The 17,558-nt window shown below is 39.2% G+C and carries 13 protein-coding genes, 15 tRNA genes and 2 pseudogenes; 13 read left to right on the plus strand and 17 right to left on the minus strand.

From position 1 onward, the window contains the following. Nucleotides 1-3 precede the first annotated feature (3 nt). Nucleotides 4-1,188, minus strand: coding sequence for an AraC family transcriptional regulator (locus tag FLM47_RS09755; protein ID WP_178956284.1), 1,185 nt, complete (start codon nucleotides 1,186-1,188; stop codon nucleotides 4-6). Nucleotides 1,189-1,460: 272 nt separating this feature from the next. After that, complete coding sequence (locus tag FLM47_RS09760; RefSeq protein WP_138608749.1) at nucleotides 1,461-2,132, minus strand: DUF4386 domain-containing protein; 672 nt, start codon at nucleotides 2,130-2,132, stop codon at nucleotides 1,461-1,463. Nucleotides 2,133-2,529: 397 nt separating this feature from the next. On the opposite strand from FLM47_RS09760, the pseudogene FLM47_RS18945 reads away from it, so the two are divergent. Further along, a pseudogene (locus FLM47_RS18945) lies at nucleotides 2,530-2,652 on the plus strand (endonuclease III); the annotation flags it as partial. Between the two features lie 283 nt (nucleotides 2,653-2,935). Here FLM47_RS18945 and FLM47_RS09770 read toward each other — a convergent pair. Beyond that, nucleotides 2,936-3,490: a TetR/AcrR family transcriptional regulator gene (locus FLM47_RS09770; RefSeq protein WP_138569935.1), complete on the minus strand. Its 555-nt coding sequence runs from the start codon at nucleotides 3,488-3,490 to the stop codon at nucleotides 2,936-2,938. 89 nt (nucleotides 3,491-3,579) lie between these two features. On the opposite strand from FLM47_RS09770, the gene FLM47_RS09775 reads away from it, so the two are divergent. The 4 genes and pseudogenes from FLM47_RS09775 (at nucleotide 3,580) to gloA (ending at nucleotide 7,603) form a co-directional block, all read left to right on the plus strand. Beyond that, on the plus strand, nucleotides 3,580-4,653 hold the full coding sequence (locus tag FLM47_RS09775; protein ID WP_178956285.1) for a DUF418 domain-containing protein: 1,074 nt from the start codon (nucleotides 3,580-3,582) through the stop codon (nucleotides 4,651-4,653). Between the two features lie 172 nt (nucleotides 4,654-4,825). Further along, nucleotides 4,826-4,909 (plus strand): annotated as a pseudogene (locus tag FLM47_RS18885) (endonuclease III); the annotation flags it as partial. A gap of 310 nt (nucleotides 4,910-5,219) precedes the next feature. Further along, entirely contained in the window at nucleotides 5,220-7,130 is a 1,911-nt protein-coding gene (locus tag FLM47_RS09780) for an aminotransferase class V-fold PLP-dependent enzyme (protein ID WP_178956286.1), read from the plus strand. 86 nt (nucleotides 7,131-7,216) lie between these two features. Beyond that, on the plus strand, nucleotides 7,217-7,603 hold the full coding sequence (gene gloA / locus FLM47_RS09785) for a lactoylglutathione lyase (RefSeq protein WP_138608757.1): 387 nt from the start codon (nucleotides 7,217-7,219) through the stop codon (nucleotides 7,601-7,603). Between the two features lie 49 nt (nucleotides 7,604-7,652). On the opposite strand, the gene FLM47_RS09790 is transcribed toward gloA, so the two are convergent. The 9 genes from FLM47_RS09790 to FLM47_RS09830 all read right to left on the minus strand — a co-directional run bounded on the left by FLM47_RS09790 (nucleotide 7,653) and on the right by FLM47_RS09830 (nucleotide 9,475). Continuing rightward, the gene (locus tag FLM47_RS09790) at nucleotides 7,653-7,919 is read right to left on the minus strand and encodes a DksA/TraR family C4-type zinc finger protein (protein ID WP_055013360.1); all 267 of its coding nucleotides are present in this window, start codon (nucleotides 7,917-7,919) and stop codon (nucleotides 7,653-7,655) included. Between the two features lie 250 nt (nucleotides 7,920-8,169). After that, nucleotides 8,170-8,245: transfer RNA gene (locus FLM47_RS09795), tRNA-Glu, on the minus strand. Between the two features lie 180 nt (nucleotides 8,246-8,425). After that, nucleotides 8,426-8,501, minus strand: a tRNA-Glu gene (locus FLM47_RS09800). Nucleotides 8,502-8,586: 85 nt separating this feature from the next. After that, nucleotides 8,587-8,662 (minus strand) — tRNA-Glu (locus FLM47_RS09805). Nucleotides 8,663-8,747: 85 nt separating this feature from the next. Next, nucleotides 8,748-8,823 (minus strand) — tRNA-Glu (locus tag FLM47_RS09810). A gap of 85 nt (nucleotides 8,824-8,908) precedes the next feature. Further along, nucleotides 8,909-8,984: transfer RNA gene (locus tag FLM47_RS09815), tRNA-Glu, on the minus strand. A gap of 85 nt (nucleotides 8,985-9,069) precedes the next feature. Continuing rightward, a tRNA-Glu gene (locus FLM47_RS09820) sits at nucleotides 9,070-9,145 on the minus strand. 142 nt (nucleotides 9,146-9,287) lie between these two features. Further along, nucleotides 9,288-9,363: transfer RNA gene (locus FLM47_RS09825), tRNA-Glu, on the minus strand. Nucleotides 9,364-9,399: 36 nt separating this feature from the next. Continuing rightward, a tRNA-Ala gene (locus FLM47_RS09830) sits at nucleotides 9,400-9,475 on the minus strand. 766 nt (nucleotides 9,476-10,241) lie between these two features. Between FLM47_RS09830 and FLM47_RS09835 the strand changes: the two genes are divergently transcribed. The 8 genes from FLM47_RS09835 (at nucleotide 10,242) to FLM47_RS09870 (ending at nucleotide 13,539) form a co-directional block, all read left to right on the plus strand. Beyond that, nucleotides 10,242-10,317, plus strand: a tRNA-Val gene (locus tag FLM47_RS09835). Nucleotides 10,318-10,465: 148 nt separating this feature from the next. Then, a tRNA-Val gene (locus FLM47_RS09840) sits at nucleotides 10,466-10,541 on the plus strand. Nucleotides 10,542-10,707: 166 nt separating this feature from the next. Continuing rightward, nucleotides 10,708-10,783 (plus strand) — tRNA-Val (locus FLM47_RS09845). A gap of 49 nt (nucleotides 10,784-10,832) precedes the next feature. Further along, nucleotides 10,833-10,908, plus strand: a tRNA-Val gene (locus tag FLM47_RS09850). Nucleotides 10,909-11,059: 151 nt separating this feature from the next. After that, a tRNA-Val gene (locus FLM47_RS09855) sits at nucleotides 11,060-11,135 on the plus strand. Nucleotides 11,136-11,301: 166 nt separating this feature from the next. Continuing rightward, nucleotides 11,302-11,377: transfer RNA gene (locus tag FLM47_RS09860), tRNA-Val, on the plus strand. 49 nt (nucleotides 11,378-11,426) lie between these two features. Then, a tRNA-Val gene (locus tag FLM47_RS09865) sits at nucleotides 11,427-11,502 on the plus strand. A 405-nt stretch (nucleotides 11,503-11,907) separates the two neighbouring features. Beyond that, complete coding sequence (locus FLM47_RS09870) at nucleotides 11,908-13,539, plus strand: response regulator (protein ID WP_054202497.1); 1,632 nt, start codon at nucleotides 11,908-11,910, stop codon at nucleotides 13,537-13,539. Nucleotides 13,540-13,663: 124 nt separating this feature from the next. On the opposite strand, the gene msrB is transcribed toward FLM47_RS09870, so the two are convergent. The 5 genes from msrB to ligA all read right to left on the minus strand — a co-directional run bounded on the left by msrB (nucleotide 13,664) and on the right by ligA (nucleotide 17,491). Next, nucleotides 13,664-14,104 carry a peptide-methionine (R)-S-oxide reductase MsrB gene (gene msrB, locus FLM47_RS09875; protein WP_008115220.1) on the minus strand — a complete coding sequence of 147 codons (441 nt, stop codon included), beginning with the start codon at nucleotides 14,102-14,104 and terminating at the stop codon, nucleotides 13,664-13,666. Between the two features lie 82 nt (nucleotides 14,105-14,186). Beyond that, the gene (locus tag FLM47_RS09880; protein WP_138596182.1) at nucleotides 14,187-14,627 is read right to left on the minus strand and encodes a hypothetical protein; all 441 of its coding nucleotides are present in this window, start codon (nucleotides 14,625-14,627) and stop codon (nucleotides 14,187-14,189) included. Nucleotides 14,628-14,635: 8 nt separating this feature from the next. Further along, nucleotides 14,636-15,136, minus strand: a complete 501-nt coding sequence (locus FLM47_RS09885; RefSeq protein ID WP_010388389.1) for a DUF2919 domain-containing protein — start codon at nucleotides 15,134-15,136, stop codon at nucleotides 14,636-14,638. After that, entirely contained in the window at nucleotides 15,133-15,477 is a 345-nt protein-coding gene (locus tag FLM47_RS09890; protein WP_008115215.1) for a DUF3392 family protein, read from the minus strand. The genes FLM47_RS09885 and FLM47_RS09890 overlap by 4 nt, the downstream gene beginning before the upstream one ends. Next, nucleotides 15,470-17,491, minus strand: coding sequence for an NAD-dependent DNA ligase LigA (gene ligA / locus FLM47_RS09895; protein ID WP_178956287.1), 2,022 nt, complete (start codon nucleotides 17,489-17,491; stop codon nucleotides 15,470-15,472). The genes FLM47_RS09890 and ligA overlap by 8 nt, the downstream gene beginning before the upstream one ends. Between the last annotated feature and the right edge of the window lie 67 nt (nucleotides 17,492-17,558).

Consider the following 17,558-nt stretch of genomic DNA (forward strand, 5'->3'; position numbering starts at 1 on the left):
ACTTTAAACTTTAGATTCATTCACTCTAGACATATTTTGCTTATTTTCACGCTTCAATTTTCGGTACGCAGATGGACTATAACCCACTAATTTTTTAAACGCAGTATTGAATGTCGATTTTGAATTAAATCCGGCATCGAAGGCAATATTCGTAATTAATTTATCACTATTATCTAAAGCCTTTTTGGCTTCTTCGACTCGAAAACCATTAATAAATTGAAAAAATTTGGTGTTTAAAAATTGAGAGAGTGTTTCTGAAATATGGTTTTCAGTTTCAGATATGCATTCAGATAGATTTTTTAGCGATAAGTCATCTTGCAAAAACAGCTTATCTTTTTTCATTGCATGTTCAAGCTTTGACGCTATAAATTGCATTTTTTCAGTACTAAGTAATGCAGCTCTTGTTTGACTTTGAGACGGCTGACTAGTGTGAGGTATCCCTTTTTCAGAGTCAGTAAGAACTTTTTGGCTTAAAGCCTTATGGATAAAAATAGCCAAAGCTATAACCTCCAATATTGGCAGCACAACACCAGAGCCATACCAGTGTATACCCAAGGCACCGAGTGAAAACTCAATGGCATACAATAACCATGTAGCCCCCCATATAAACAATATGGGCCTAAACCACACCAATGAACTATGCTCTATTTCAGAAAAGCGCTCCATCAATTGTCGACGATGAACGTTATGAAGCTTTAAGGCTGCCACTAAATAAAAAAGCGTATAAAAAATAAAAACTGACGTAGTGAATAAACAGGTAAATACTGCAATTTTCCAAAGGTCAGGATCTCTCGTTGAAGGAGTGGCCAGCGCGAGCTTCTCTGCTGGAGTGATCATAAATATAAAAGGGACCATACCTAATAAAACAATAATAGGACCAGAGAGCGCTAATGTTTTAAGGCTTTTATTGGCGACTTTATCAGCTGACATAGAGGCATGTGCATAATAATATAGAGCAGGCCCAAGTAATACACGAAGCGGAAACTGAAGACCTGCTATACCCGGAGCATAAATATATGCGCCAGAATGAATAAATAGCTCCCCCGCTAAATGCACCATTAATAACAACAGTAAACCTTTCAGAAAAACATTTTGCTTTTGCTTTGGCCTTTTAAGAACATCAAGCAAAGCAATAAGTGTCATTCCTATCATGCTAGAATATAATATTGTCGGTAAAAGGTTAACCATCGAACTTACCTAAGATAAAAGATTTATAATTTCTTTTAATTATAAATCTAAACTCTAACTAACACTACCTATTGTCAACTAAGTAGATTTATACTCACTAGCCTCTCCAGTAATTATTTGTGTCATTAGCTAAGCTAATTCGTAATAAATAATAGGTGAAGTTAAGTACTTTTATTTCGATAAATAACTTCTGTGCTCTCCTAATTTCTTTATCTACTAATGTTGGGTCCATAGGAAAAAATAATACCCACCTTAATTAAATTGAAAATATACTATTTTTTCGGACTATTTTCTAAATTAAAGCCTTTAACAAATAACCAAAATGGTAGTAACAACTCAAATAAAGCCCCTGGAAGGTATAACCATTGTCCGCCCAAATTCATCCCAAAAAAACCAAAAAGTATTTTTAGCAATAAAGCAAAATAGCCAATCATTCCTAACACCGAAAATCCACGCGGTACAAGTCGGTATTGATAAAAGTTTGCGCATAGAACAAAGCCACATATTGCCAAAGGGATCATGCCCATTTGAAAGTCATAATAGCGCTCAGCTCTAAGAACAGTCGCCATAGTGTGCAAGTAATCAACATTACTAACGGTCGTTTCAACGAGCTCCTTACTTATCCTCATCATTGACAATAGAGCGACAGCACCTATTAGTAACATAACTGCTTCAACAAGCCTAAATGCTACATAGCAAACTGCAATACGCTCACTATATTGTTTGATAATGGGGTAAATAATTATTGCCATCCCCACAACAGCCGCTGAATTTATGAACTCTAATAGCACTGCCGTGGTTACCGTAAGCTTATTAGCAAAAAGTTGCTCAAGGTAGTCCGGTGAACTAACCAACTCCGCAATGAGTGAACTAGCCGTCATGTATGAGAATGATGAAATTAGCCATAATACGCCCACTAAACGAGCAGCGGTTAAACTAGACATAATGTGTTTCCTTAAAGTTATAAATATTCAAAGTTATTTCTTACCTTTTTTTGGTTTTTAACATTGATTATCGTTTTATAGTTAGGTTGGGCAATTTAGCCATTTAGGCGCGCGTTGACGACCAAATGGGCCTATTCGAACGTATTATTTATTAAAATTGTTTTTTATTACTTCCTGTAGGTCATTATTATTTAGCCTTTTCAATACTCTATATAAACCGCTACACAACTATTGATGATATATATTTCAATATAGTTAATAAGTAATTGTGAGATGACTAGAATGAAGCACTCTTTGATATAAACTTAGGTCTAATCCAACTAACTATATCTCTCATTTATCAGCACTATCTTTTAGTTGTGCCGACAATCAATGTAAAAAAGTGACCCCAAAATAGTTCAAAGTGATTGTACACGACAGGCTCATTTTACATGGCCGCTACGTGTGTACTGCACGAAAGCCCAAATGTGGCAGCTGTATTATTGAAGATTTATGTGAGTTTAAAGATAAGACTGAATAGCTCCCACCTGTTAAGGTACGAAAGCGGACGTTAGCTTTGGCTTACCCAGTGTCAAGTTGCGACATAGCTGGCTTAAGTTGTGTCGATTTCCCCCCAAAAAAAGAACTGATAGGTAGCAAACTGATCTTTTAAATAAATTAACCACAAGATGTGCCTAGTAAACTTATAACGATTCACTCACTTCTTTTAGCAGCTAAGTGTGCTCGTTGAATGGCTCAGGGGTTATGCTGGCGTAGTAACTGTCTTCAGTAAATTAATGTTACATCTATATTCTTGCAGGGGGTTATGAAGCAACCCCACTCTTGAACGATAAAAAAGCTAAATGTGCTGCCTTACCTGAACTGTAATTATCTAGATGACTCATCTTGTAACCTGCGTACAATAAACCTTCAAAAAAATAAAAAACCCAATCAACACAGAAGTGCTTACTTAATAACCCCTCATCTTTCGCAAGTTTTATCAATTCTCGTATCTCGTTATCTTGCTGTTGCATACGAACTTGAAGCTTTTCACTTTTCTGAAACATCTTCTCGAACTTTTGCAAAAAAGCGAATTCCTCGTATAACGGCAAAGTATTTTCGAATACAAGCCTAATAGCATCCAATGAGTCTTTAGCTTTATTTTCAACGGACATATTTACTTCGTCAAAGCGGTCTAAACAATATAACGCAATCTCTTCTTGAAGCGCTTCCTTATGCTTAAATTGGCGGTACACCGTTGCTCTACCAACTTCAGCCCTTTTAGCCACGTCAACTAGCGTTGAATCCTCATTTTGAATAAACAGTTTTAACCCCGATTGAATAATTTTTTTTCTCGAATTATTTGTTCTTGCATCCATTTTATGAGACAGCCTTGTATCATCTATTAAGTTCCATTATGATACAGCAATGTCTCAAAAGTTAAAAATGAATTCTGTGGAGCAAGAGAGTGAATAGACTAATCGGTATTGACTTTGCAAGAGCGTTAGCGCTCTTTGGTATGGTTATTGTCAACTTTAAGTTAGCCATGAACGCCGATAATGGCACACCACAATTAATAGAGTTTGCGGCTCTATTCGAAGGTCGGGCTTCGGCTTTGTTTGTTATATTAGCGGGTATAGGTATTGCGTTTTTAACTAAAAAATGTGTTACCAGTGGATCACTTGAACACATCAAGCAAGTAAGAACCTCTTTGATAAAAAGGTCTGTTTTACTACTTTTGATTGGCTTGGCTTTTACACCTATTTGGGAAGCCGACATCTTGAAATTCTATGCATTCTATTTTTTGATAGCTGCATTATTATTTACTCTTAGCAGCAAGAAACTGCTCAGTGCATCTATCGGTTTTGTTTTTGCATTTCCATTAATGTGGCTATTCTTTGATTACGAAAAAGGATGGGATTGGCTTGAGCTTAGTTATTCTGGTTTTTGGACAACTGAAGGAGTGATTAGACACCTTTTCTTTAATGGTTATCACCCAGTTTTACCATGGTGTGGTTTCTTGCTATTTGGCATATGGTTGGGTAAACAAGATTTATCCAATACTAATGTAAGGAAGTCTTTGTTTACATGGTCTTTAAGTATTTTACTTATTGTAGAAGCAAGCTTCTATATGCTGAGAATGTGGGCAGGAGATGACCCGTCTATTGGCATGTCAAAAGATGAAATTGAGTTTTTGTTAACCACGTCAATAATACCGCCGTTGCCACAATATATGTTTTCAGCTGCAAGCTCTGCCGTTCTTGTTTTGCTGGTTTCTCTAAAACTAGCAAGTGTATTTCCTACCAACCGGTTAATTGAGTGGCTAAGCAAAACTGGGCAGTTAACGTTAACTCTGTATGTAGCACATGTCATTATTGGCATGGGAATTCTTGAGGCAACTGGCTTACTCGTTAATCAAACCATAGACTTGTCAATATTTTCCGCATTGGTTTTTTGCATAATTAGCATAATTTCCAGTGTGTTTTGGCTCAAGTATTTTAAACACGGGCCTTTAGAATGGATTTTTAAAAAATGCACTTAGTAGGCCAAAACATTGTTTTAAAAAACTAAAACTATTGAGGCTGTTAGCTGACTGTTAGCTGTTTAATTAGGGTAAATAATGCTATGTCGATAGTAACAGTCAGGAAGTTAATAAAAGCATCCTATAGGTATTACCTTTTGCATCTACTTTTATTATCTTTCGGCTGGCCGACTCAAACCTTGATAAGTTTGCTATGGGTAAGAACCTTATTGAAGTAGAAAAGAAGCTCGAAAAAGTAGTGCCTAAAGAGTTTAAAGATAAAGTAGAATAGATCCGTAAATAAAAAACGTTCATTTAGCACGATTGTTAATAATAAACCTCAATTATCAGGCTTATAAGAATAAGCTCAATGATTAATTCGTATTCCAGTGTTACTTTTTTGTTTATTCAAAGTAGGTGTCTAACTTTGGCACCTTTCATTTTTCATACCTTGTAAATCAATTCAAATAAAATCTGTTTATTCGTGATTTGCCGTAATTATTGGAACATTTCCAAAGTATTAATTTCACAAGTCTTAATTCATTAGTTATGCTACTGAGCATAATAAAATTATAGTGCGACCCTCTATGTTACCCTTACTTCGTATATTACTGATTGAGCAAGACCCTAGCACCTTAAAAGAACTTTCGACGAATCTGTCAAAAGTTATCCCTAATTTTGAGCGAAACGATATTCATATCGATATTATTGAGTACCTTGAACTTGAACAAGCACTGGAGGGTGTAAAGGAAGATGGTGATATTCAGGCCGTTGTACTTAGTTGGGATGTGCAAAATAAGGTTGGTGAACGCACTTATAGTCGTTTTATAGAGCAGCTAAAGGGGATCCGTCTTGAATTACCTGTGTATGTTATTGGAGACGACACAGAGGGGCTAGAAATTGTTAATGAGTCGGAGGAGATTGAGTCATTCTTCTTTAAAGATGAAGTAATCTCAGACCCTGAAGCAATTTTAGGTTATATGATCAATGACTTTGATGATCGCTCAGAAACGCCTTTTTGGACAGCGTACCGCCGTTATGTTGGCGAGTCGAACGATTCATGGCACACACCTGGGCACAGCGGTGGTTCAAGCTTTAGAAATTCTCCCTATATTAAAGATTTTTATCAGTTTTATGGCCGTAATGTGTTTGTGGGTGACTTGTCGGTGTCAGTCGATTCGTTAGGCTCATTATCAGATAGCACCAATACCATTGGCCGTGCCCAAGAGTCAGCTGCCGCTACGTTTGAGGTGAAGCACACTTACTTCGTCACTAATGGGTCATCCACTTCAAATAAAATCATCTTGCAGACACTGCTTCGCAAAGGCGATAAAGTGATTATTGACCGTAATTGCCATAAATCTGTGCACTATGGCATTTTGCAATCAGCCAGTTTACCCATTTACTTGTCGAGTATTTTAAACCCTAAATATGGGATTTTTGCGCCACCGTCATTGGCTGATATAAAACAAACAATTGAGCAGAACAGCGATGCGAAATTGCTGGTTCTTACCGGTTGTACTTACGATGGCCTACTGAGTGACCTTAAACAGGTAGTCGAGTTTGCTCATCAACATGGTATTAAGGTGTTTATCGACGAAGCGTGGTTTGCTTACTCGCTATTTCATCCAAGTTTACGGTATTATTCTGCGATTCATGCTGGCGCTGATTATGTTACTCATTCAGCGCATAAAGTGGTATCGGCGTTTTCTCAGGCATCGTATATCCATGTAAACGATCCTGATTTTGATGCTGACTTCTTTCGCGAGATTTACAGTATTTATGCCAGTACATCGCCGAAATATCAGCTTATCGCTTCTCTTGATGTGTGCCAAAAACAATTGGAGATGGAAGGCTATAAGTTACTCAATGCCTTGTTAAATCATGTAGACGAATTTAAGCAACAGATGGCATCACTAAAGCAGATTAAAGTGCTTGGTAAACAAGAGTTTACGGAAATATTCCCGCACTTTAGTGATGATAACATGGGCCACGACCCGCTAAAAATTCTTATCGACATTAGCGAATTACCCTATTCATTAAAAGATATTCATAAGTATCTGCTGGATGAAATTGGCTTAGAAATAGAAAAATACACCCACAGTACTATTTTGGTGTTACTGACTCTTGGCGGCACGCGCTCGAAGATCATTCGCTTATACAATGCGTTAAAAAAACTCGATAGTGGCAAGGTAAAACTAGCCACATCGACACGACGTTCTCGCTTACCGGAGAATTTACCAGCTATAGACTTAGCCTGTATTCCAAGCGAAGCTTTTTATGGCGAGCGCGAATCGGTACCTATTAGCAAAAGTAACAACCGCATTTGCGCCGGTTTAGTTACGCCCTACCCGCCAGGAATTCCGCTTTTGGTTCCGGGGCAACATATTACACAAGAGCATATAGACTATCTGAAGGAGCTTGCAGGACAAGGGTTAACGATTCAGGGCAGTTTTGATGGCGAAATATATGTCCTTAAAGGTAAAGTTGAGAAGTAAAAATATCGCGTAATACAGTTTTATGATTAGGAATTGCTTATAATCGTACTTTACAGATTTCAAAGAATAAATTGAGGTAAATTTAAATGCGTTTACTACATACTATGTTACGGGTTGCTGATCTAGATAAATCAATTGCCTTTTACACTAATGTGCTAGGTATGAAAGAGTTACGTCGTGCAGATAATGAAGAGTATCGCTATACCCTTGCCTTCGTCGGCTACGGTGATGAAACTGATACAACAGTACTTGAACTGACCTATAACTGGGATACTGACAGCTACGATTTAGGTAATGCCTATGGCCATATAGCGATTGAATTTGATGATATTTATAAGGCCTGTGAGGATATCAAAGCAGCTGGCGGTAACGTTAGTCGTGAACCAGGTCCAGTAAAAGGTGGCAAAACGGAAATTGCATTTGTTAAAGACCCTGATGGATATGCAATTGAACTTATTCAGAAAAAATCATAAATAATCACGGGTAGTATTTTACCCATAAAAAAAGGTGCCTTGAGCACCTTTATCGTAATTGACTATCTTTACTGCCACGGCGATTAAACGCGTTAGCATTACTTGGTAGCCCTTCTAATTCCGCTTGGCATGAAATACAGTAGCGCACGCCTGGTAATGCTAACCTTCTTGCTTGTGGTATTCTCTCGTCACACTCATCACAAAGCTCAGCGCTCGCTCCTGAAATTAGGTTACTTCTTGCGTATTGCACTGCATCATTAACACTTGCATCTATTTGATCTTGAATTGCGCCATCTCGCGCCCATCCACTTGCCATAAATCCTCCTCATTTTTTGGAAGTTTTATGTAGATTAACAAGTAGAATATTTATAAGCCCTGAATAAAAAACACAGATACTTTTAATTAAGTCTTTTGAGGTTGAACAATACTTGAGTGAATATCGTGACTCTAGGCTTTGATAGACCTAAATATTTAATTTAGAGAGGTATTTTATAGACGAACGTAGGAAGTACTTGAACAGAAAGTTTTTTATCTTAATAACACATACCTACTTTAGAAAAAGTAAGTGGCGTCCCCAAGGGGATTCGAACCCCTGTTACCGCCGTGAAAGGGCGGTGTCCTAGGCCTCTAGACGATGGGGACGCAGAAATTGGTTTGCAAATCACTGATTTGCTATTTCTGCGTAAGATGAGCCGAGCCTGTGAGGCGAATGGCATTATCTTCTCAGAAACATTTTCTGTGTCACTAGGACAACTGAAAGTTTAGACTCGATTCAGACGAGTTACTTAATAACACTGCACTTCACTATTAGAAATAAGTAAGTGGCGTCCCCAAGGGGATTCGAACCCCTGTTACCGCCGTGAAAGGGCGGTGTCCTAGGCCTCTAGACGATGGGGACACTAAAAAGTGTCACTAGGACAACTGAAAGTTTAGACTCGATTCAGACGAGCTTTAATAACACTACCCTACTATATAATAGTAAGTGGCGTCCCCAAGGGGATTCGAACCCCTGTTACCGCCGTGAAAGGGCGGTGTCCTAGGCCTCTAGACGATGGGGACACTAAAAAGTGTCACTAGGACAACTGAAAGTTTAGACTCGATTCAGACGAGCTTTAATAACACTACCCTACTATATAATAGTAAGTGGCGTCCCCAAGGGGATTCGAACCCCTGTTACCGCCGTGAAAGGGCGGTGTCCTAGGCCTCTAGACGATGGGGACACTAAAAAGTGTCACTAGGACAACTGAAAGTTTAGACTCGATTCAGACGAGCTTTAATAACACTACCCTACTATATAATAGTAAGTGGCGTCCCCAAGGGGATTCGAACCCCTGTTACCGCCGTGAAAGGGCGGTGTCCTAGGCCTCTAGACGATGGGGACACTAAAAAGTGTCACTAGGACAACTGAAAGTTTAGACTCGATTCAGACGAGCTTTAATAACACTACCCTACTATATAATAGTAAGTGGCGTCCCCAAGGGGATTCGAACCCCTGTTACCGCCGTGAAAGGGCGGTGTCCTAGGCCTCTAGACGATGGGGACACTAAAAAGTGTCACTAGGACAATTGATTAGTTAAACTCACATCCTGAGCTTTAAGGTAATGGCGTAATAGTACAAATAAAGACTCGAGCTTTATGTGTTACGCTATTTTCTCGGTAAAACCGCCTTTAACTAAAAGTTAAGTGGCGTCCCCAAGGGGATTCGAACCCCTGTTACCGCCGTGAAAGGGCGGTGTCCTAGGCCTCTAGACGATGGGGACACAGAAAACTGCTACCCTAGGACAAACACTAAAAATTGGTGGAGCTATGCGGGATCGAACCGCAGACCTCTTCGCTGCCAGCGAAGCGCTCTCCCAGCTGAGCTATAGCCCCAACTTATTCAATACGCTCGGTGATAACCACGTCGTGTATCGCTTAGTGCGGGGCGCATTCTATGCACCCCCCAAAATAAAGTCAACAGTTTTTTGTGCGACATTATTTAAATGGTTTAATTTTCAACAAACTGGCTATCATACATGCTAAAAAGTAGATTTTCATAGTATTAAGTAACCATGAGTTACGTTAAGTGTGCCACATTTGCGTTTGAGTTGAGAATAACGACTTTATAATACTAAAAGTACCTATTCAGATCGGACTCAAAAGGTATACATTTATATGCAAATTGAGTTACCACCGCTTTTTGCCTAAAACGGGCCTACTTCCATCATAACCTAGCTGGATTTTATTAAATGCTAATTGTAAAGCTTAACTATGCTAAGCGATAAACAACTTGCTAATTTGAGTGGTTTAAACAATTGAATAATATAGGCAGGATGATCTGAACTAGAAAGTTTAACTTTGATTTCTTGGTTGCAACCCTGGCTCGGTAAATCAATTACCACTAAATTGAATTAATTTTCATCCTTAAAAAGCAACAGAGCCCTATCAAGTGAATATGAATGTAGTTACATTAGCGCCCAGCCATGCATGCTTATTGTTCGTTTTATGTTACCTTGTTGATAAAGTGAACACTATTTGCATTGCATTGATTATAAAAGCTTCATTCAGCACATTTTTATCATTCAAGTGTTGACACATTTACAAGTCTATCTATAATAGCGCCCCACAACAACGCAGCAATGTGGTGTTATTTAGATGCGGGTGATTAGCTCAGTTGGGAGAGCATCGCCCTTACAAGGCGAGGGTCACTGGTTCAAGTCCAGTATCACCCACCACATTCTAATGTGTCGTATCTAAGTTCTATATGGGTAATTAGCTCAGTTAGAAATAATAGAGTGTCATCGTTATTTACAAATAACGGCGAGGTTCACTGGTTAAAGTCCAGTACTATTTATTTTAATAGTAGCGTTTTAATTTATATGTGGGTGATTAGCTCAGTTGGGAGAGCATCGCCCTTACAAGGCGAGGGTCACTGGTTCAAGTCCAGTATCACCCACCACATATAAATCTATTGTTATGTTAATAGTCATGTGTAAATTTGTAATATGGGTCGTTAGCTCAGTTACAAAAAATGAGAGCATCACCGCTATTTACAAGTAACGGCGAAGTTCACTGGTTAAAGTCCAGTACTGTTTATTTTAATAGTAGCGTTTTAATTTATATGTGGGTGATTAGCTCAGTTGGGAGAGCATCGCCCTTACAAGGCGAGGGTCACTGGTTCAAGTCCAGTATCACCCACCACATATAAAATCTATTATTATGTTAATAGTCATGTGTAAATTTGTAATATGGGTCGTTAGCTCAGTTGGGAGAGCATCGCCCTTACAAGGCGAGGGTCACTGGTTCAAGTCCAGTACGACCCACCATTCTTTGAATGGTGCATATTACAAGATGTCTAAATGGGTGATTAGCTCAGTTAGAAAAAGAGAGCATCACCGCTATTTACAAGTAACGGCGAAGTTCACTGGTTAAAGTCCAGTACTATTTATTTTAATAGTAGCGTTTTAATTTATATGTGGGTGATTAGCTCAGTTGGGAGAGCATCGCCCTTACAAGGCGAGGGTCACTGGTTCAAGTCCAGTATCACCCACCACATATAAATCTATTGTTATGTTAATAGTCATGTGTAAATTTGTAATATGGGTCGTTAGCTCAGTTACAAAAAATGAGAGCATCACCGCTATTTACAAGTAACGGCGAAGTTCACTGGTTAAAGTCCAGTACTGTTTATTTTAATAGTAGCGTTTTAATTTATATGTGGGTGATTAGCTCAGTTGGGAGAGCATCGCCCTTACAAGGCGAGGGTCACTGGTTCAAGTCCAGTATCACCCACCACATATAAAATCTATTATTATGTTAATAGTCATGTGTAAATTTGTAATATGGGTCGTTAGCTCAGTTGGGAGAGCATCGCCCTTACAAGGCGAGGGTCACTGGTTCAAGTCCAGTACGACCCACCATTCTTTGAATGGTGCATATTACAAAAATCTAAATCCTCCAGTACCACCTTCCATTTTTAGTATTCATTATCCTCAACTCTTTTAGTTCAGGTTCAGTATTAATTACCATTTAGAAATTCGTTACCAAGTAATTCTTCGGTTTCAAAAAATCAGTATTCCAATCACATACCAAAAATCTATCTTCCGAGTTTTATTATCTCCAAAATCATTTTGTTTAAACTTACTTTATTACGCGTGCTATTCATTTACTTTAAATGGGTTTTTAGCTCTTTTAAGATAAAAATATAAACCTTTAGAATTAATTTGCTTAATAAGCTCTCATCTTCGAGGCGAATCTTTAAATTACCTTGTAAGCGTCTAAACTGTTGATTATAGTCTGTGTTAAATTCAATTACGCTTAAGCCAATGTCTAAAAATATTTTCAATGAAGCAAAAATACTGATTGTAGAAGAGCAGCCACTTGCTCAAAGCTACATGAAACAGTCGCTCGAAAAAATTGGCTTTGGACATATGCGTTTTGCAGATCATGCTCTAGCGGCAAAAGAACAATGCTTACATGAAGAATTTGACTTGGTAATTTGCTCTTTTAATCTAAGCAAACGCCAAGATGGCTACCAGCTTTATGAAGAATTACGCGCTAAAGCATTAATAAAACACTCTACTGGGTTTATTTTTACATCTGCGGAAACGAGCGGAGAGTTAGTTCACAGTGTATTAGAACTTCAACCCGATGACTTTTTAGTAAAACCCTTCTCTGTACAAGAGTTAAGAGTGCGCATAGAGCGTATTCTCAAACGTAAAAGCGACTTAAAAGCTATATACACTTTAATTGATGACGATAACCAGTCTAAAGCATTGAAACAAATTAATGCCCAACTCGATAAAAGTAATAAATACAGCCCTATTCTACTTAGATTAAAAGGCAATATTTTACTGGCGCTAAAACAAAACCAAGAAGCGAAAGATTTTTTTAAGTCAGTTTTGAATATGCAAAAGTTTGCATGGGCAAAAGTAGGATTGGTAGAAGCCTTAATTGCTAACAATGAGCATATTTTAGCTCAACGCATGCTTAAAACAATGCTTGAACGAAATGAAACGCGTCTTATAGCCTTAGACTTATTAGGGCGTTTAGAAATAAAACTAAACCAATTTGATTTAGCCCAAGACTTTTTAAGCCAAGCGGCACACATTGCTCCACGTAATATAGACCGTCAAAAATCACTGAACAGCGTATCGCTCATTAATAGAGATTATGAAACCAGCTACTTAACTCAAAAAGATATTGCCACTTATGCTAAGTACTCTATGCATGATAGCCCAGACATTTATTTAAATGCTGCTCGTGCTGGGATTGATTTTGCATTGACCACAGATCAAACCGACCAAATAAACAGGATCTCTCGTCAAACAAATAAATATATTAATGAGTTAAAAACACAATTCCCAACCAGTAATGCGCAAACTCAAATCGATGTGCTCAATGCACGCCTTTATTATTTAAAAGATGAACATAAAAAAGCGAAACAGCTCATTGAGCAACTTGATGACAGCGATACTCAAATACGTTCAGTAGATGGTGCCCTAGACAAAGCAAAAGCACTGCATGAATTAGGTTTTCACCAAAAGGCGCAAGCGCTATTTAGTCAAATAATTGATCATTGCGAACGTCACCCAAGTAGAAGCGATGCTACTTACTTGCGTTATATACAGCAACAGCAAAGTGAAAGACGTGATATTAAAATGGGGCCGAAAGAGCTCAATAATCATGCTGTTAAGCAGTTTGAGCGCGGCCAATTAAATGTTGCCTTAGAGGCATTCAGCCAAGCATTTAGAGTCATGCCACACAATCCAAGTATTGCGCTTAATTTATTGCAATGTTTAGTGGATAAGTCAAAAAAACATGGTGACTCTTTCAATAGTCTGTTGGCCCAAAAGTGCTTTAAACTATTAAAAAAATCCCCCTTAGCAGAAGAGCAATCAGAGCGGTTCGATAAACTACTTCAGATTGCTAAAGAAATGAAACTAGAGATTAGTTAGAGCCTGTTTGGCATTAATGCTACGTTATCGCCTATTTATGGTGAGTAACCACACCACATAGGCGCTGCATTGCCTAAATCCCAAACAGGCCGCTGTAAATTTAATCTTGAAAGGTCAACAGGCCCTAGAGCTTTTTCATTGCCAGTGCGTTTACACAGTAGCGTAAACCAGTAGGAAGTGGCCCATCAGGGAAAATATGCCCTAAATGCGCATCACACACATTACAAACAACTTCAACTCGCTCCATGCCATGACTATTATCCATGACATAACCAATCGCTTCCTCAGTTGCCGGTTGCGTAAATGAAGGCCAGCCGGTGCCACTATCAAACTTTTCATCTGCATCAAATAGTAAATTGTCACAACAAACACACACATACTTACCTGGCTCTAACAAGGTACAACTACTCGAACTATTTGGTCGTTCAGTTCCCTTTTTACGGGTCACATAATATTGCTCTTCGTTTAACAGTTCGCGCCATTGCTGATCTGTTTTAACCACTTTTCGAACCGGTGTTGGATTACCATGGTTGGCAAAATTAACAATATCGTTCCACTTCAACATAACAACCTCATTACGTTATTAATTTAACTAGCAATCATTTACTTGTAGTCTAGTACGCCTGTGGCTAATCCCACGATCAACGCTATCTAAAGACTATAGTGTGCTTTTCTGTTGCTGTAAGTATACGGCTTACATAGGCATGCAATTGGGCTTGACTGCCAGGAATGCTCACGCTTAATTGCCGGTCATTATTACTGTGCACTATTAGTTCATCGTTTCTTATTTCTATCGACTCAATATTACTGATGACTAACCAATGCGGGCCATTTTTTTTATCAAACAGCCCTGTTAAACTAAAAACAAATAAGTGCTGCGCATCGCGTTGAATAAAATTACGCAGCGGATTGCGCATTTTAAACAACGGCGTTAATCGGTAACAACACGAACAAAACACCACAACCCACATTACTAAGGCAGCTTTAAACCAAAGGAATTCGCCTAAAGAAAAAAAATAGCCACTCGCTATAATAATGAGCCCTATTAAAGCAATTACTTGTGCTATTTTTTTATTGATACTGTGCATAAGCCCTCTTACTTTTTATCAGTTGCTTTTTCTGTCGGCTCGGGCCAATCACTAAAGAAAACACTTAAGTAACGACTTTTTGCCAAATACCACAACACCCATAATACAATCACCATTTGCACAGCTAAAAACAATGAGAAGCGATAATGGCTATGGGCTGCCTGAATACTTAACCACGACAAATCAATTAATGCACACGCAATCAGCGGCCAACGCATATACCGCCAAATACGCGCCAAGCGTTGTGTTGCTTGATGCGAGTCTCTTGGTCTGCGTAAACAAAATAAAATAGTGGGTACAATCGCTACAGCACCGATCGCTATAGCAATAAAAAAATCATCTTTTGACTTAAAAAACAATGACATTAAATCAAGCTCAGGTCGACGACTCAACGCGGCAATCACCCAAATAAAATAGGCCCGCAGTAACACTAAAATACTCAAGTGGAATGCGAATGGTGTACGATAGCTTCCATATTTATCCCAGTATTCAGGTCCATATCGACTCACAACTGGTTTTTCCTATCGGCAATAGTGCCCAAAATAAAAAATGCCACTAATAAGGTAAGCGCTAACCACTTAGTGCCAAAAAACAGTAAAGCTTTAGTTAGCAGTGGGCTTAACCACACCACTAACAAGCCAAAGCCAAACGCAGTTATCAACACAAAACACGCCACCCTAATAATAAAGTGGCGCCTAGCTACGACGCCTTTGGTTAACTTTAAAATGTCATCCGCATAAAGCGACACTAAGCACACCATCAAAAGCAATGATAAATGCGGTAAATAGCCTTGTAGCCACTGGCCTAGGTCAATTAACAAGGTATTAAGTATATTTGTAAAACTAGCCATTATGAGTCTCTAACAAAGTAATTAAATCATCCTCTGTCAGTATTTCTATACCGAGTTCTTGCGCTTTAGTTAGTTTAGAGCCGGCTTTTTCGCCCGCCACTAGCGCATCCGTTTTGGCTGAAACACTGCCAGATACCTTGGCACCTAATTGTTGTAGGCGCGCTTTCGCATCATTGCGATTAAGCGTATTAAGCGTCCCAGTTAGCACATAAGTTAAACCCGCTAGCGGTTGTTCTTGCTCTGATGGCGCTGTTAACTGTGGCCAGTTAATGTCTTGGGCTATTAATTCGTTCACCACGGTTAAATTATGCTCTTCAGTAAAAAAGCCACGCACGTGCTTTGCCACTATTTCACCTACATCGCTTACTTCAATCAGCTGTTCAATGCTGGCATCGATTACGTTTTCAAGCGTTAAAAAATGATTAGCTAAGTTTTGCGCGGTTGCCTCACCGACTTCACGGATACCCAGTGAATATAAAAACTTTGCTAAGGTAGTCGTTTTTGCATCATCAAGCGCGGCAACTAAATTTTTAGCTGATTTAGGCCCCATTCGTTCAAGTGATTCAAAATGTCCCTGCTTTAAAATAAATAAATCAGCCGGGGTTTTGATCAGCTCTCGGTCAACTAATTGATCAACAATTTTGTCGCCCAAGCCGTCAATATCTAATGCCTTACGCGATGCAAAATGCTTAATTGCTTGTTTACGCTGTGCTTGGCATACTAAACCACCGGTACAACGTGCAACGGCTTCACCTTCAACCCGTTCAATATGCGAGTCACAAATGGGGCACATAGTTGGAAAGACAATTTCTTTTGCATCGCTTGGGCGTTGCTCAAGTACCACTTGAGTAATTTGCGGGATAACATCCCCTGCGCGGCGAATAATGACAGTATCGCCCACTTTAACGCCTAAACGAGCTATTTCGTCGGCATTATGCAGCGTTGCATTTGATACCGTAACACCCCCAACAAATACCGGCTCTAGTCGTGCTACGGGAGTAATTGCCCCTGTGCGCCCTACTTGAAATTCAACATCTAATAATTGCGTTATTTCTTCTTGCGCCGGAAATTTATAAGCGATTGCCCACCGCGGTGCGCGAGCTACAAAGCCTAAGCGCTCTTGTAAGGCTTTTTTATTTACCTTTATTACCACGCCATCTATTTCGTACTTTAGCTCGCTACGACGCGTTAAAATATCATTGTAATAGGCAAGCGCAGCCTTTGGGCCCTCAACTAATTTGGTTTCTGGACACAGTGGTAATCCCCAATCGGTAAGCTTAGCAAGTTGCTGGTAGTGATCTTCAGGTAAGGTGCCATCGGCAACTAATCCGGTGCTGTAGGCATAAAACATCAATGGCCGTTTTGCGGTAATTTTTGAGTCTAGCTGGCGTAAACTGCCCGCTGCCGCATTACGTGGGTTTACAAAAACTTTGTCACCGCGCTTTTCTGCTTCGGCATTTAATTTTTCAAAGCCCGCGCTATCCATAAACACTTCACCGCGCACTTCAAGCTCACGCGGGTAATCATCACCGCGTAACTTTAATGGCACATTGCGAATTGTTTTTACATTTTGGGTAATATTTTCGCCAGTAAAACCATCGCCACGAGTCGCTGCTTGCACTAATACCCCATCGCGATAAATAATCGATACCGCTAAGCCATCCAGTTTAGGCTCACAGCAAAATGTAAGCTCTTCAGTGCTCATTAAACGCTCTTTAATACGACGATTAAAACCATTGAATTCGTCTTCACCAAAAGCGTTATCAAGCGACAACATAGGCACTTGGTGTGCTACTTGCTCAAACTTGGCAAGCGCCGCCCCACCTACTTTTTGAGTAGGTGAATCGGAGGTTAAAAACTCAGGGTGCTGGGTTTCTAATTCGCTCAAAGTACGTAATAAGCGATCATATTCGGCATCGGGTATGCTGGGTGTATCAAGCACATAATAACTATAATTGTGTTGCTCAAGCGTGGTACGAAGATGATTAATTTGCTCACTAATGCTGCTTGCCATGTAGACCTCAAAAACATAAAAAAAGCCACTTTGACGAGTGAACGCCCAGTGGCTTACAAAATTTAAC

This window comes from Pseudoalteromonas sp. Scap06 (assembly GCF_013394165.1).
Taxonomy (GTDB): Bacteria; Pseudomonadota; Gammaproteobacteria; order Enterobacterales; family Alteromonadaceae; genus Pseudoalteromonas.

Coding starts and splice junctions, on each gene's coding strand:
- FLM47_RS09755 (WP_178956284.1), bottom strand. CDS start 1,188: ATGGTTAACCTTTTACCGACAATATTATATTCTAGCATGATAGGAATG.
- FLM47_RS09760 (WP_138608749.1), bottom strand. CDS start 2,132: ATGTCTAGTTTAACCGCTGCTCGTTTAGTGGGCGTATTATGGCTAATT.
- FLM47_RS09770 (WP_138569935.1), bottom strand. CDS start 3,490: ATGGATGCAAGAACAAATAATTCGAGAAAAAAAATTATTCAATCGGGG.
- FLM47_RS09780 (WP_178956286.1), top strand. CDS start 5,220: ATGTTACCCTTACTTCGTATATTACTGATTGAGCAAGACCCTAGCACC.
- gloA (WP_138608757.1), top strand. CDS start 7,217: ATGCGTTTACTACATACTATGTTACGGGTTGCTGATCTAGATAAATCA.
- FLM47_RS09790 (WP_055013360.1), bottom strand. CDS start 7,919: ATGGCAAGTGGATGGGCGCGAGATGGCGCAATTCAAGATCAAATAGAT.
- FLM47_RS09870 (WP_054202497.1), top strand. CDS start 11,908: ATGTCTAAAAATATTTTCAATGAAGCAAAAATACTGATTGTAGAAGAG.
- msrB (WP_008115220.1), bottom strand. CDS start 14,104: ATGTTGAAGTGGAACGATATTGTTAATTTTGCCAACCATGGTAATCCA.
- FLM47_RS09880 (WP_138596182.1), bottom strand. CDS start 14,627: ATGCACAGTATCAATAAAAAAATAGCACAAGTAATTGCTTTAATAGGG.
- FLM47_RS09890 (WP_008115215.1), bottom strand. CDS start 15,477: ATGGCTAGTTTTACAAATATACTTAATACCTTGTTAATTGACCTAGGC.
- ligA (WP_178956287.1), bottom strand. CDS start 17,491: ATGGCAAGCAGCATTAGTGAGCAAATTAATCATCTTCGTACCACGCTT.